This window comes from Nocardiopsis sp. NPDC058631 (assembly GCF_042716955.1).
Classification (GTDB): Bacteria; Actinomycetota; Actinomycetes; order Streptosporangiales; family Streptosporangiaceae; genus Nocardiopsis.
Window position 1 is genome coordinate 1 of record NZ_JBHXQY010000135.1, and the last position, 13,209, is coordinate 13,209.

Annotated in this window: 13 protein-coding genes; 7 read left to right on the plus strand and 6 right to left on the minus strand. The window is 73.3% G+C overall.

Annotated features, from left to right (window positions below; all coding sequences use genetic code 11):
- Positions 1–84: 84 nt before the first annotated feature.
- The 4 genes from aztD to aztB form a co-directional block, all read right to left on the minus strand.
- Entirely contained in the window at positions 85–1,269 is a 1,185-nt protein-coding gene (gene aztD / locus ACFWTE_RS27900; RefSeq protein WP_378782896.1) for a zinc metallochaperone AztD, read from the minus strand.
- 176 nt (positions 1,270–1,445) lie between these two features.
- Positions 1,446–2,384, minus strand: a complete 939-nt coding sequence (aztC, locus tag ACFWTE_RS27905) for a zinc ABC transporter substrate-binding protein AztC (protein WP_378782897.1) — start codon at positions 2,382–2,384, stop codon at positions 1,446–1,448.
- A gap of 4 nt (positions 2,385–2,388) precedes the next feature.
- Positions 2,389–3,600, minus strand: coding sequence for an ABC transporter (locus tag ACFWTE_RS27910; protein ID WP_378782898.1), 1,212 nt, complete (start codon positions 3,598–3,600; stop codon positions 2,389–2,391).
- Complete coding sequence (gene aztB, locus ACFWTE_RS27915) at positions 3,597–4,490, minus strand: zinc ABC transporter permease AztB (protein WP_378782899.1); 894 nt, start codon at positions 4,488–4,490, stop codon at positions 3,597–3,599. Before aztB ends, ACFWTE_RS27910 begins: the two co-directional genes overlap by 4 nt.
- 51 nt (positions 4,491–4,541) lie before the next feature.
- Here aztB and aztA point away from each other — a divergent pair, with 51 nt between their 5' ends.
- A complete protein-coding gene (gene aztA, locus ACFWTE_RS27920) occupies positions 4,542–5,213 on the plus strand; it encodes a zinc ABC transporter ATP-binding protein AztA (RefSeq protein ID WP_378782900.1) in 672 nt (223 codons plus the stop codon).
- 42 nt (positions 5,214–5,255) lie between these two features.
- Here aztA and ACFWTE_RS27925 read toward each other — a convergent pair whose 3' ends face one another.
- Positions 5,256–5,705 (minus strand): GNAT family N-acetyltransferase, encoded by a 450-nt coding sequence (locus tag ACFWTE_RS27925; protein ID WP_378782901.1) that lies wholly within the window; start codon positions 5,703–5,705, stop codon positions 5,256–5,258.
- Between the two features lie 77 nt (positions 5,706–5,782).
- A complete protein-coding gene (locus ACFWTE_RS27930; RefSeq protein WP_378782902.1) occupies positions 5,783–7,063 on the minus strand; it encodes an isochorismate synthase MenF in 1,281 nt (426 codons plus the stop codon).
- A 317-nt stretch (positions 7,064–7,380) separates the two neighbouring features.
- On the opposite strand from ACFWTE_RS27930, the gene ACFWTE_RS27935 reads away from it, so the two are divergent.
- The 6 genes from ACFWTE_RS27935 to ACFWTE_RS27960 all read left to right on the plus strand — a co-directional run bounded on the left by ACFWTE_RS27935 (position 7,381) and on the right by ACFWTE_RS27960 (position 12,895).
- A complete protein-coding gene (locus tag ACFWTE_RS27935; RefSeq protein ID WP_378782903.1) occupies positions 7,381–9,003 on the plus strand; it encodes a glycoside hydrolase family 10 protein in 1,623 nt (540 codons plus the stop codon).
- A 206-nt stretch (positions 9,004–9,209) separates the two neighbouring features.
- On the plus strand, positions 9,210–9,611 hold the full coding sequence (locus tag ACFWTE_RS27940) for a molybdopterin-binding protein (protein ID WP_378782904.1): 402 nt from the start codon (positions 9,210–9,212) through the stop codon (positions 9,609–9,611).
- Entirely contained in the window at positions 9,604–10,422 is an 819-nt protein-coding gene (gene modA, locus ACFWTE_RS27945) for a molybdate ABC transporter substrate-binding protein (RefSeq protein WP_378782905.1), read from the plus strand. The genes ACFWTE_RS27940 and modA overlap by 8 nt, the downstream gene beginning before the upstream one ends.
- Positions 10,419–11,222: an ABC transporter permease gene (locus ACFWTE_RS27950; protein WP_378782906.1), complete on the plus strand. Its 804-nt coding sequence runs from the start codon at positions 10,419–10,421 to the stop codon at positions 11,220–11,222. The genes modA and ACFWTE_RS27950 overlap by 4 nt, the downstream gene beginning before the upstream one ends.
- The gene (locus ACFWTE_RS27955) at positions 11,222–12,310 is read left to right on the plus strand and encodes an ABC transporter ATP-binding protein (RefSeq protein ID WP_378782907.1); all 1,089 of its coding nucleotides are present in this window, start codon (positions 11,222–11,224) and stop codon (positions 12,308–12,310) included. Before ACFWTE_RS27950 ends, ACFWTE_RS27955 begins: the two co-directional genes overlap by 1 nt.
- Positions 12,311–12,514: 204 nt before the next feature.
- Positions 12,515–12,895 (plus strand): DUF3040 domain-containing protein, encoded by a 381-nt coding sequence (locus ACFWTE_RS27960; protein ID WP_378782908.1) that lies wholly within the window; start codon positions 12,515–12,517, stop codon positions 12,893–12,895.
- Positions 12,896–13,209 lie beyond the last annotated feature (314 nt).

Sequence of the window (13,209 nt, forward strand, 5' to 3'; positions counted from 1 at the left end):
AAACATTTTTTGTTTGGGGGTGTGTTTTTTTTTTTAACGCGCGGGGGGCGGGGCCGCCCGGGGGCCCCCCCCCCCCCCCTCGGCTCAGGAGGTCACGCCGCTCAGTTCGTTGGGGGTCTCCTCCAGGGTGGCCGAGGCGGTCACCTCACCGGTCCCCAGGTCCACGGTGTGGATCTGACGGGTGGCCGTGTCGGTGACGTAGGCGGTCTCCCCCCGGACGAACAGGGACGGGCGGGGCTGCTGCCACTCCAGCGGCTCCTCCCACGCGTCCATCAGCGCGATGGAGTCGACGACCTCGCCCTCCTCCTGGTCGATGACGTGCAGGGAACCGTCGGTGCCCAGGACCAGCGCCTCGCCCTGCGGGCCGCGGCCCAGGGAACGGAAGGTGTAGCTGGAGGGCAGGTCCACCAGGGACAGGGAGGCGTCGGTGCTGTCGATCAGGGCGACCCGCTCGGGGCGCTCCAGTTCGGCGTCCGGGTCGGTCTTGTAGTCGCCCAGGACGATCGGGGAGGCGTCGGTCCCGGCCTGGTTGCCGATGCGCCCGTAGTCGTGCTCGGCCTCCACCTTGGTGAACTCACCGTCCCGGTACATCAGGGCGCCGTCCTCGCAGCCGATGACGACGGTCTCCCCCTCGGCGGTGGTCTCCCCGTGGACGCCGGGGCAGTCCTCGCTGCGGGCGACCTCCTCGCGGTCGGCGTCCAGCACGAGGGCGCCCACCCGCTCCTCCTCGTCGCCGAGGGTGACGAGGAGTTCCCCGTTCTCCAGCTCGACGGCCACGCCGTGGTGGGCCTCCTCGGTCGTGTACACGTCCATGTCCTCGGGCGTGCCCTCGCCCAGTGCGTCGGTGTCGAACGAGGTCACCTCGCCGCTGCCGTCGGCGAACAGCACCGTGCGCCCGGCGTGCCGGACCACGTGGCCGGGGGTGTCGGCGGCGAACACGGTGTCGGTCAGCTCGCCCGCGGCGGCGTCGAGCACCTGGAAGCCGTCGGAGGTCGAGACGAACAGGTGGCGGTCGTCTCCGGCGGGGTTGAGCCGGTTGAAGCCCTCCAGGTCGATGTCCTCGGCGACCTCCAGGGTGGTGCCGTCCAGGACGAGGACGCCGCCGTCGTAGGTGACCGCGATCGGATCGGTGACGGCGGCCCCGGTGCCGGAGGCCGCGGGGGTCTCGTCGGAGGTGCCGCCCGGTTCGGTGGAGCAGGCTGTCAGCAGCAGTCCCGCCGACAGGACGACGGGCAGTGCCGCCTTGGTCGCGGTGTGCGAGGTTCTCATGGTCTTCGGTCCTCGTGTCTCATGAATCGTGTTCTCGTACGCGGCACGCCGGGTGGCGGTGCCGGTGCCGGTGGGGGTGTGCTCGGGCCGGTCCTTGGCGGCCGGGCACGGTCGGGGGCGCTCCCGCAGGGGCGTGGGGGTCGGGTCACGGGGGCCGTGCGGGCCCCGGGGCTGGTCTAGCTGCTCAGGCCGGTGACGATCGCCGTGGTGTTGGCGCGCATCATGTCCAGGTAGGTGGCCGCGTCGCCGCCCTCGGCGGTCAGCGATTCGGAGAAGAGCGGTATGACGTCGATGTCCACCCCGGCCTCCTCGGCCATCACGGTGGCCAGGCGGTCGGGCTGGGAGGAGTCGGCGAACACCGCCCGCACCCCCGCCGCCTCCACCGTCTCGGCGAGCGAGCTCAGGTCCGAGGCGCTGGGCGAGGCCAGGGTCGTGCCGCTGGGGATCACCGCTCCGACGACCTCGAAGCCGTAGCCGTCGGCGAGGTAGCCGAAGACGTGGTGGTTGGTGACGAGCTTGCGGTTCTGGGAGGGGATGGTGTCGAACTCGTCGGTCATCCACGTGTGGAGGGTGAGCAGTTCGGCCCCGTAGGCGTCGGCGTTGGCACGCACGGCGTCGGCGTCGACCCCGCCCACCTCCTCGACCACGTTCTCGGCGATGAGGTCGACGGCGGTGGCGACCCGCCGCGGATCGGTCCAAAAGTGCGGGTCGGGTTCTCCCTCGCTCTCGTCGGAGGTGTAGGCGAGGGGGTCGACGTGCTCGCCGACCGCGAGGGTGGGGACGCCCGCCTCCCCGGCGGACTCCACGTTGCGGAGCACCCCCTCCTCCAGGCCGAGCCCGTTGTGGACCACCAGTGCGGCGTCCTCGATGGTCGCGGCCTCCTGTGCGGAGACCCCGAAGGAGTGCGGGTCGGCGTCCGGTTTCATCAGCACGGTCACCTCCGCCTCGTCGCCGACCACCGCGCGGGTGATGTCGCCGAGGATGTTGGTGGTGACGACCACGCCGGCGTCGGAGTCCCCGCCGGGGGCGCAGGCGACGAGGCCGAGCGGGCCGGCCAGGGCGAGTGCGAGGGCGGCGCCGGTGCGGCGCGGGGTCAGGGGTCGGGGTGTTCTCATCGGTTCACCGTCCGGTCTCGACCATGTGCCGCGGCGCGACCTCGGTCTCGAAGGTGCGCGCCACGCGCAGGTCGTCGTTGTAGTCGATCTCGTGGACCAGGCCGCCGTGCACGTCGTTGACGTAGGCCCGGGAGGTGTCCACGCGCAGGGTGGGCGGGTCCTCGGTGTCCACCCGGTCCAGGAGCGGGGTGGCGGCCGACTCCTCCCCGGTCCGGGGGTCGAAGGAGTGCAGGGTGCCGTCCTCGGTGAGCGCCAGGACGGAGGCGCCCTCGCCGATCGCCGCCACCGAGACCACGCCGGGCAGCTCCCAGTGGTCCCATCGCGGTTCGGAGAGGTCGAGCACGAGGACCGTGTCCGGGGCGGGGACCGTGGCCAGGGCCGCGGCCCCGGGGCGGTGGTGGAACCCCTCGGGCCGGGCGTTCTCGGGCAGGTCGTCGGGGTGGGGGAGCAGTTCGCCCGTGAACTCCCCGTCGTCCTCGGTGACCAGGAACGCGCCCTCGTCGCAGCCGATGACCAGGCCGCGCCGGGTCGTGGCCTGCCCCTGGGGCGCGGTGCACTCCCCGCCCAGGGCCTGGACCCGTTCGCCGGACCGGTCGTCGACGTGGACGCCGTCCGCGGCGGCGGTGACGACCGCCCCGCCGTAGGGGGCCGCGACGGCCGGGTCGGTCCCGTCGAGGGAGGAGGTGACCGGCTCCACCGCGCCCTCCTCCAGGGCCGGGCGGTCCAGCAGGGAGAGCGCGCCCCGGCCGTCGGTCAACGCGGTGAGGGCGGTGTCGGTCGCCGCGTTCTGGGCGGCGACCCCCTCGACGGTTCCGGCCGGGCGGACGTCGGCCCTGTAGTAGTGGACGTGGTCACCGTGGTCCACGGTCCAGACGCCGCTGTCGATCACAGTGGTCATCCGCTCATCGGATGACACGAGGTGTGCGAATCTCCCGTCGCCCGTGATGCCGTCGACCTTCCCGACCGGGTCCAGGAGGGTGCTCTCCCCGGTGATCAGGTCGAGGACCTGGACCGGCCCCTCGGCGTCGGCGATGACCAGGCGGGACTGGGGTTCGGCGGTCTCCTCCGCCCCCTCCACGTATCCGTGGGGGGTGGCCCCGCCCTCCTCCGGCTCCTGTGATCGGTCCGGGGCCGAGGCGCATCCGGCGAGCAGGGCCGCGGTGAGCAGCCCGGCGGACACCCGGGGGGCCGCGCTCCTGCGGTGGGGGCGGTTCATGACGCGTTCGACCTTTCGTTCACGGGGTTCGGTGCGGGGGTCGCGGCGGCGGTCCGGGGGCGCAGGGCGGCACCCAGCAGGGGGCGCACCCGGGACGCGGCGACCGAGGCGAAGAAGAAGGTGACGGCCGTGGCCGAGATACTGGCCCCCGCGGCCGTTCCCCAGTGCCAGGAGACGAGCAGGCCCACGAAGGTCGAGGCGGTACCCAGCAGGGCGGCGCCGGCCATGATCGCCGGGATGCTCCTCGCCCAGATCGCGGCGGCGGCCGGAGGGGCGATGAGCAACCCGAAGACGAGCAGGGTGCCGACCACGTGGAAGGAGGCCACCACCGCCAGGGTGATGAGGCCGAGCATCGCGGCGTGGGCCGCCCTGGGCGCCAGCCCCAGCGTCGTCGCCTTGCGCGGGTCGAAGGCCAGGGCCACGAAGGAGCGGTGGCCCCCGATCGCGATCAGCAGGGCCACCAGCAGGGCGAGCGCCAAGAGGAGCAGGTCCCGTTCCCGCACCGCCAGGACGTCGCCGAAGAGGAAACCGGTCAGGTCGACGGCGAAGGAACCGGAGTGGGAGACGATGATCACGCCCGCCGAGAGCATGCCGACGAAGAGCAGCCCGATGCTCGTGTCCTGGGACAGCCGCGGCGACCGGTTCAGGGCGGTGACGCCCAGGGCCATCGCGGCGGCGGCCAGGCCAGCTCCCACGAAGAGGTTCCCGCCCAGGAGCGAGGCCAGGGCGACACCGGGCAGCATCCCGTGCGACATCGCGTCGCCGAGGAAGGCCATGCCGCGGAGCACGACCCAGGTTCCGGCGAGGGCGCAGACGAGGGAGACGAGGACGCCTCCCCACAGGGCGCGTTGGACGAACACGACCTCGAACGGGTCGAACAGGGCTTCCATGTCGGGCACTCTATAATGAAAACCGTTTTCAATACCAAATCGGGAGTAGCCATGACCTCGGTCGATACGGCCACATCGGCGGCGGTGACGCTGGAGGACGTGTACGCGGGCTACGACGGACGGGCCGTCCTGCACGGCGTCACCGCGACGATCCCCGCCGGTACCGTCACCGCCCTGGTCGGTGCCAACGGTTCGGGCAAGTCGACCCTCCTGGCGGTGATGGCCGCGACCCTGGCGCCGACGGCGGGCAGGGTCCTGCGGGGAGCCGCGCGCCGCCCCGCGTTCGTGGTGCAGCGCAGTGCGGTCTCCGACGCGCTGCCCGTCACGGTGCGCGAAACCGTCGAGATGGGGCGGTGGGCCGAGCGGGGACCGTGGCGCCGCCTGACACCGCAGGACAGGGCCGCGGTCCACACGTGCATGGACCGGCTGGGCGTCGCCGACCTGGCCCGGCGCCGGCTGGGGGACCTGTCCGGAGGGCAGCGCCAACGGGTCCTGCTGGCCCAGGGGCTGGCGCAGGAGGCGGATCTGCTCCTGCTCGACGAGCCCGCCACCGGGCTGGACGCCGACTCGCGCGAACGCATCATGGCGGTGCTGGCCGAGGAACGGGGGCGCGGCGTCACCGTGATCCACGCCACGCACTCGCACCGGGAGGCCGCGCACGCCGACCGGATCCTGCGGATGCGGGACGGGCGCCTGGTGGAGGCCGGGGACGCGGGCATGTGAGGGAGCCGGGGTGAGCCCCCGCCCCCGCCACCGGGGCGCTCCCTAGAGGACCTTCTCGAAGCACAGGGAGGAGGCCGTCTCCGCGTACGCGCCGAAGCCCGGGATGGGCGCGTAGCCGGACCGGGTGTAGAAGCGCACGGCGTCCGGTTGGCGGTCACCGGTCTCCAGCCGCAGGCACTTCCACCCGCGTTCGCGCGCCCAGTCCTCCAACGCGGCCAGGATCCGGGGGGCTGCGCCGGTCCCCCTCCGCTCGGGGAGGACGTACATCCGCTTGACCTCGCCCGTCCCGTCACCCAGGTCGCGGAGCCCGCCGCATCCCACGGCGGTGCCCGACCCGTCGCGGGCCACGGTGAACACCGCGATGTCGTCGGCGGAGGGGGCCACCCCCGGCTCGGAGTCGGGGGTGCCGTACCGTGCGGTGATCTCCGCGCGCTGCCCCGCGCGCAGGGCAGCGGCGTCGGGGTCGTCCCAGTTCACGATGTCGATGCGCATGCGCGGCAAGGTACCGTCCCCGTGTTTCGGGGGGATGACGCCGCACGTACCGCGGCCCGGCGGTGCCCTCGCCGCGCTCAGGACCCGTCGGTGAGGGCCTCGCGCATGACCCGGAACTTGGACTCGGTCTCGGCGAGCTCGGAGGCCGGCTCCGACTGTGCCACGATCCCGCCCCCGGCGAACAGCCGTGCCCGCGCACCGTCCACGCGGGCACAGCGCAGGGCGATGCCCCACTCGGAGTTGCCCGCTCCGTCGAGCCACCCGACCGGACCGGCGTAGCCGCCGCGGTCCATGCCCTCGGTGGCGGAGATCAACCGCATGGCGGTGCCGGTGGGGGTGCCGCCGACGGCGGCGGTGGGGTGGAGGGCGGCGACGGCGTCCAGGGCGGAGACGCCGGCGGACAGGCGCGCGTGAGCGCGGGTCGCCAGGTGCTGGACGTTGGCGAGCCGCAGCAGGCTCGGACGCGGGGGGACCTCCATCTCCTCCGCGAGCGGTGCGAGGGCGGTGCGCAGGGAGTCCACGGCCATGCGGTGCTCGTCGACGTCCTTGGCGGAGGCCAGGAGCTGGTCCGCGAGGCGCCGGTCGCTGTCGGGGTCCTCGCCCCGGGGGCGGGTGCCGGCCAGGACCAGTGAGGTGAGCCGGTCGCCCTCGCGGCGCAGCAGGAGTTCGGGGGTCGCCCCGACCATGCCGTCGACGGAGAAGGTGAAACAGCTGGGGAAGCGCAGGCGCAGGCGTTCGAGGAGGGTGCGGACGTCGATGGGGGAGCGTGCCTCGGCGAAGGCGTCGCGGGCGAGGACGGCCTTGTCCAGCTCCCCGGCGCGGATGCGTGTGACGGTGTCGGCCACCGCGGCCATCCAGGCCTCGCCCGTCAGGGACCCCCGCGCCCAGGTGACCGGGCCGACCGGGCGCGGTTCGGACACCGGGTCCAGGAGCTCACCGGGCCGCCCGCCGGGATCGTCGGAGACGGTGGTCAGCCACGCGCGTCCGCCGCGCCGCCCGACCAGCACGCGGGGTACGACCAGGGCGGATCCGGGCGAGGTGGGGGCGAAGGCGAACGTGCCGAAGGCCACCAGGCCGGTGCCCGCCACACCGACCTCGTCGGTGATCTCGCAGTGCTCCTTGAGCCCGTTGAGCCAGCGGGCCGCCTCGGAGAAGCGGGTGGTGTCGGTCGGCGCGGTTCCCTCGGGTTCGGCTCCCAGGTCCAGCCGCGCGGCCTCGCCCCAGCCCACGATGCCCTCGTCCCCGGTCAGCCACGCCAGCGGGGCGCCGCCCGGTAGACGGCGGACCAGGTCGGCCGTGTGATCAGGCAGGGCAACGGTGCGGACGAACCGTTTGGGTGGACTCAGGGCGACGTTCACGGTCCCCGAGTTTAGGACCTCCCCTGGGGCGTTGTGTCCCGGTCCGTCGAGGTCGGAGGGCCCTTCGCCCGATGTGTTCCCCCACCTGGGCGGTCGATATGGCACGGATATGACCTGAAGCGGGGGCGGGAAGGGGAAAACCCCCTGCTTATCGGTGTTTCGTTGCACTGCCATCATGTTCCCGAACCACCCATGGTGCGACGTTGTCCACACATTGTCCGAATCGTGTCCAAAAATTGACATGCTGCTCTACTCTTGGTCGCGGCGCCACGCCAGGGGGACGGCTGCGCGCGAAGAACCTCAGAGGAGAAACGTTCATGGGATCAGTGGCACGGGCCGAGACCTCGCCGCGTACCGCAGTGCGGTGGGCGGCGTCGGCAGCCGCGACCACCCTCCTGCTGTCGGGCTGCGCCGTCTCCGGCGCCGGAGACGACAGTGACGCCCCCGGCACCGAGCAGGCCGGGACGGCCGCCCAGCTCCAGTGCGAGAGCGGCGGCGGCCAACGCCAGATGCGCGGGGCGTGGCTCACCACGGTCCGCAACATCGACTGGCCCTCCGAGCCGGGCCTGTCCGCGCAGGAGCAGAAGGACGAGCTCGACGCCTACCTCGACGACGCCGTCGACATGGGCCTCAACGCGGTCTTCCTGCACGCGCGGCCCACCGCCGACGCCGTCTACGAGTCCGAGCTGGAGCCGTGGGCGCGCTACCTCACCGGCGAGCAGGGCGGGGACCCCGGCTACGACCCCCTGGAGTACGCGGTGGCCGAGGCCCACGAGCGCGGCCTGGAGATGCACGCCTGGTTCAACCCCTACCGCGTCGGACTCCAGGACCCCGACATCGAGGACATGGCCGACGACCACCCGGTCAAGGAGAACCCGGACTGGCTGGTCGACTACGGCACCGAGGGGTACGTGGACCCGGGCAACCCCGAGGTCCGCGAGTGGGTCACCGGCGTGATCATGGACGTGGTCGAGCGCTACGACATCGACGGCGTCCACTTCGACGACTTCTTCTACCCCTACCCCAAGGACGGCGCCGAGTTCGACGACGACGCCACCTGGGAGGAGCACGGCGGCGGTTTCGACGACCGGGGCGACTGGCGGCGCGACAACGTCAACCAGCTCATCGCCGACGTCCACGAGGGGATCGAGGCCACCAAGCCCTGGGTGAGCTTCGGGATCTCCCCGTTCGGGATCTGGCGCAACGACAGCACGGACCCGAGCGGTTCGCCCAGCTCGGGCCTGGAATCCTACGACGCCCAGTACGCGGACACCCGCACCTGGATCCAGGACGGCACCGTCGACTACGTCGCACCGCAGCTGTACTGGGAGCGGGGCTTCTCCACCGCCGACTACGAGGCCCTGACCGACTGGTGGGCCTCGGAGGTCGAGGGCACCGGGGTGGACCTCTACATCGGCCAGGCCGCCTACCGGGTGGGTGAGGAGGGCTGGGGCGGCGACGACGCGCTCAGCACCCAGCTCGACTACTCCGGTGAGCTGCCCGAGGTCGGAGGGGACGTCTACTTCTCCATCAAGAACCTGCGCGAACAGGCCGCCGACGCCTACGCCGAACTCGCCGACACCCACTACGGGCAGCCGGCGCTCCCCCCGCAGGCGGACTCACCCGAGGACCAGGGGCCCCTCACGGGCGCGGTCCAGGGCGTCCGGGCCCAGGCCGAGGAGGACCGGGTCGAGATCGAGTGGGAGTCCGACGACGCCGCCCGCTTCTACGCGGTCTACCGCCTGCCCGCCGGCGCCGAGGCGGGATCGGAGGAGGCGCGCTGCGCCGCCCTGGCCCCGGAGAACCTCGTGGGCCTCACCGGGGGGACCGCGCTGACCGACACCGACCCGCTGGAGGACGGCTCCGGGTACGTGGTCACCGCGCTGGACGACTACCGGGCCGAGGGCCCGGTGAGCGAGACCGCCGACATCCGGGGCTGACCCGGGCCCGCACCCGGGCGGCAAGGCACGGGACCCCCGGCCGACGGACACCGTCGGCCGGGGGTCCCGCCGTTCCCGCCCCAGTGACCCCGCGCCCCAGTGACCCCGCGGGGTCGGCGCAATGTCCACACCAGGAGAGAAAAAGGTAGGATCTGCTAGCCGAAAATACGTTTCAGGCTAGTAATAGCAAGGGGTAGGTTCGTCCCATGCCGACCTTCCAGATCAGCGAGGCCGCAGACCTCCTCGGCGTCAGCGCCGACACCGTCCGGCGCTGGGTCGACTCCGGCCGACTGGCGGCGACCCGAGACGCCTCCGCGCGGCGCCTCCTGGACGGCGCCGAACTCGCCGCGTTCATGCGCGCGGGCGCGGACGAGGACCCCGGACGCAGGGTCTCCTCCGCCCGCAACCGCTTCCGCGGACTCGTCACCAACGTCGTCCGCGACCAGGTCATGGCAGCCGTGGAGATCCAGGCGGGGCCCCACCGGGTGGTCTCGCTGATGAGCCGCGAGGCCGCCGACGAGCTCGGGCTGGAGGTCGGCACCGTCGCGACCGCCGTCGTCAAGTCCACCGCCGTCGTCATCGAGACGACCGGAGGACGCCATGCGTGAGAGCACCCCCCGGCGCCCCCTCACCGGCGCCCCGCGCGTGCTGTGCGCCCTGTCCGCCGCGGCCCTCACCGCCACCGCGTGCGGCACCGGCGTGGGGAGTCCGGCGGGCGGGGGAGGGGACCTCCACGTCTTCGCCGCCGCCTCGCTCACCGACGTGTTCACCGACATCGCCGCGGACTTCGAGCAGGACCACCCCGGGGTCGAGGTGGTCCTCAACTTCGCCGGAAGCAGCGAACTGGCCGCCCAGATCAACTCGGGCGCCCCCGCTGACGTCTTCGCCGCCGCCGACACCTCCACCATGGAGCAGGTCGCCGAGGGCGAGGGACTGGACGCCGGCTGGGCGGCCCAGAACGGTGGGAACGGCGCCGTCTTCGCCACGAACACGCTCCGGATCGCGTTGCCCCCCGACAACCCCGGCGGTGTCGAGGACTTCGGCGACCTGGCCGGGGACGACGTCTCCGTCGCCCTGTGCGCGCAGGAGGTCCCCTGCGGTGCGGCAGCCGTCACCGCCATGGAGGCCGCCGGGGTCGGGATCACCCCCGTCACCTACGAGGAGGACGTGCGCGCCGTCCTGACCAAGGTCGAACTGGGCGAGGTCGACGCCGGACTCGTCTACGCCACCGACGTCGTCGCCGCGGGGGACCGGGTCACCGGCATCGAGTTCCCCGAGGCCGGCGAAGCCGTCAACGACTACCTTGTCGGCGTGCCGGCCGGTACCGACGACGCCGGACTCGCCGCGGAGTGGGTCGAGCTGGTCCGTTCCGGGGCGGGGGCGCGGGTCCTGGCCGCCGCCGGGTTCGGTACGACGTGACCGTGCGCCCTCCCCGGATCCGGTCCGGGCGCCCGCCGTGGATCCTGGTCCTGCCCGCGCTCGCGGGCGTCGCGTTCCTGGTGCTCCCCCTCACGGGGCTGCTGGTGCGCGCGCCCTGGTCCACGATGGGCGCGCGGGTCACCGAACCCGAGGTGCTGGCGGCCCTGTGGCTGTCCCTGTCGACCGCCACCACCGCCACCCTGCTCTCCCTAGCGTTCGGGGTGCCGCTGGCCTGGCTGCTCGCCCGCACCGGGTTCCCGGGCCGCCGCCTCGTCCGCGCGGTGGTCACCGTCCCCCTGGTCATCCCACCGGTCGTGGGCGGTGTGGCCCTGCTGCTCGTCCTGGGCCGCAACGGCCTGCTCGGCCGCCACCTGGACTCCTGGTTCGGGATCACGATCCCCTTCACCCCGGCCGCCGTCGTCCTCGCCCAGGTGTTCGTCGCCATGCCGTTCCTGGTGATCAGCGTGGAGGGCGCGCTGCGCGGCGCGGACCGCCGCTACGAGGAGGCCGCCGCCACCCTCGGCGCGACCCGGGTCACCGTGTTCACCCGCGTCACCCTGCCCCAGGTGCTGCCGGGCATCGGTGCGGGCGCCGTCCTGTGCTGGGCCCGCGCCCTGGGGGAGTTCGGGGCCACCATCACCTTCGCGGGGAACTTCCCCGGCACCACCCAGACCATGCCACTGGCCGTCTACATGGCCATGCAGCGCGACCCGGAGGCCGCCATCGTGCTCAGCCTGGTCCTGCTCCTGGTCTCCCTGGCCGTCCTGGTCACCCTGCGCGAGAGGTGGGTGAACGCCTGATGGGGCCGACCGGAGACCGACCCCCGGGAGCCGTGCCCCCCGCGCTCGACGCAGCACTGCGGCTGAGCCGGGGGGAGTTCACCCTGGACGTGGCACTGGAGGCCGCCCAGGGGGAGATCCTCGCCCTGCTCGGACCCAACGGAGCGGGCAAGTCCTCGGTGCTGCGGGCCCTGGCCGGGCTGGTGCCCCTGGCGGACGGGCACGTGCGCGTGGACGGACGGGACGAGACGACCACCCCCGTCGAGCGGCGCCCCATCGGCATGGTCTTCCAGGACTACCTGCTGTTCGAGCACATGAGCGCCCTGGACAACGTGGCGTTCGGCCCGCGCTGCCAGGGGATGTCCCGGACGGCCGCCCGGGAGCGGGCCGCCGGGCTCCTCGCCCACATGGGACTGTCCGACCACGCGCGGGCCCGGCCGCGGAACCTGTCCGGCGGCCAGGCACAGAGGGTGGCGCTGGCCCGCGCACTGGCGGTGCGCCCCCGCCTGCTGCTGCTCGACGAGCCCATGGCGGCCCTGGACGCCAGCACCCGCATCGACGTGCGGGCGCGGTTGCGCCACCTGCTGGAGGAGTTCGACGGCGCCACCGTGCTGGTCACCCACGACCCGCTGGACGCCATGGTCCTGGCCGACCGCATCGCGGTCGTCGAGGAGGGGCGCGTCGTCCAGCAGGGCGCCCCCGCCGAGGTGGCGCGGCGGCCCCGCACCCCCTACGTGGCCCGCCTGGTGGGGCTGAACCTCTTCCGGGGGCGGGCCGAGGGCACCACCGTCCTCCTGGACGGGCCCGGGGGCGAGGACCGGGCCCGGGTGCGGGTGCGCGAGCCGCACAGCGGCCGTGCTCTGGTGGCCTTCCCTCCGCGCGCCGTGGCCCTGTACCCGCACCACCCCCACGGCAGCCCCCGCAACGTGTGGCGGCTGACCGTGGACGGGATCGAGAGGTTCGGCGACCAGGTGCGGGTACACCTGGCGGGCCCGCTGTCCCTGGCCGCCGACGTCAGCCCGGCCGGCCTGGCCGAACTGGGCCTGGAACGGGGGGACACGGTGTGGGCGGGTGTCAAGGCGGCCGAGGTCGAGTGCTACCCCGGTTGAGGGAGTCGTCGCAGACCAGCGCGGGTGCGGGAGTTCGCGGTGGCGCTCCGCTCCCGTACGGGGGAACCCCGTTCCCGCCCCTGCGCCGACCGGTCGGAACAGAAACGGAAAAGCGGCGGACACCTGGATATCCCGAGCCCACCCGGGGGAGACTTAAGTCACCCGGAGACGACAGTCCTTCCCCCAGCGGCTGAGGAGGGTGCCATGTCCTTGAGAGAGCACGAGCGACGGATCCTTGAGGAGATCGAGCGGCAGCTCCGCGAGGACGAGCCGGACCTCGCCGGACGCCTGGAGGCCTTCGGCTCCGACGATCCCGACGCCGCGGCCGACCCGGGCCTGGGCGGCTGGAGACCGTGGGTGGCGTGCGGCCTGATCGCCGCCGTCACCGCCGGCCTGCTGGTCCTGCTGTTCGTCCTCACACCCACCGCTCCGCAACCGGATCCCCCGGCTCCGGCAGGGACCTCGGAGACCGTGGGGGGTACGGACAGCGAGCCCGGAGCGGTCGACCCCGGGGGCGCGGACTCCGAGGGCGAGGGCTCCGACGACACCGGCTCCGGGGCAGCGGACGACGATCCGGGCCGCTAGTGTCCTGAGTTCTTCCGGGCTCGCGCCGACGAGGCCGCCTCCCGCCGCGCCCCGGCGCCCGTGGAGCCGCCGGGCCGAACGCGTCGTACATCGCCGTCCCGGAGAGCGCCCGGACGGCCCGCTCACCGACCCGCGAACCGGCACGAAGCGCTGCCCGGGAGCCGCGGGGGAGCACTCCCGCGCAGACCCCGGCGGCGTCCCACACCCGGCACCCCGCACCCGGCGGACGGGGTAGTCACCCTGACAGGGGGAAGAAGGCACAGGACTACCGCCAGGAGTACACCGACCCGGAGCTGAGGGAGCGGCTCAAGGAG

What these genes read in the sequence shown, in the direction of transcription:
- aztD (WP_378782896.1), bottom strand. Translation starts at nt 1,269, where the DNA reads ATGAGAACCTCGCACACCGCGACCAAGGCGGCACTGCCCGTCGTCCTG.
- aztC (WP_378782897.1), bottom strand. Translation starts at nt 2,384, where the DNA reads ATGAGAACACCCCGACCCCTGACCCCGCGCCGCACCGGCGCCGCCCTC.
- ACFWTE_RS27910 (WP_378782898.1), bottom strand. Translation starts at nt 3,600, where the DNA reads ATGAACCGCCCCCACCGCAGGAGCGCGGCCCCCCGGGTGTCCGCCGGG.
- aztB (WP_378782899.1), bottom strand. Translation starts at nt 4,490, where the DNA reads ATGGAAGCCCTGTTCGACCCGTTCGAGGTCGTGTTCGTCCAACGCGCC.
- aztA (WP_378782900.1), top strand. Translation starts at nt 4,542, where the DNA reads ATGACCTCGGTCGATACGGCCACATCGGCGGCGGTGACGCTGGAGGAC.
- ACFWTE_RS27925 (WP_378782901.1), bottom strand. Translation starts at nt 5,705, where the DNA reads ATGCGCATCGACATCGTGAACTGGGACGACCCCGACGCCGCTGCCCTG.
- ACFWTE_RS27935 (WP_378782903.1), top strand. Translation starts at nt 7,381, where the DNA reads ATGGGATCAGTGGCACGGGCCGAGACCTCGCCGCGTACCGCAGTGCGG.
- ACFWTE_RS27940 (WP_378782904.1), top strand. Translation starts at nt 9,210, where the DNA reads ATGCCGACCTTCCAGATCAGCGAGGCCGCAGACCTCCTCGGCGTCAGC.
- modA (WP_378782905.1), top strand. Translation starts at nt 9,604, where the DNA reads ATGCGTGAGAGCACCCCCCGGCGCCCCCTCACCGGCGCCCCGCGCGTG.
- ACFWTE_RS27955 (WP_378782907.1), top strand. Translation starts at nt 11,222, where the DNA reads ATGGGGCCGACCGGAGACCGACCCCCGGGAGCCGTGCCCCCCGCGCTC.
- ACFWTE_RS27960 (WP_378782908.1), top strand. Translation starts at nt 12,515, where the DNA reads ATGTCCTTGAGAGAGCACGAGCGACGGATCCTTGAGGAGATCGAGCGG.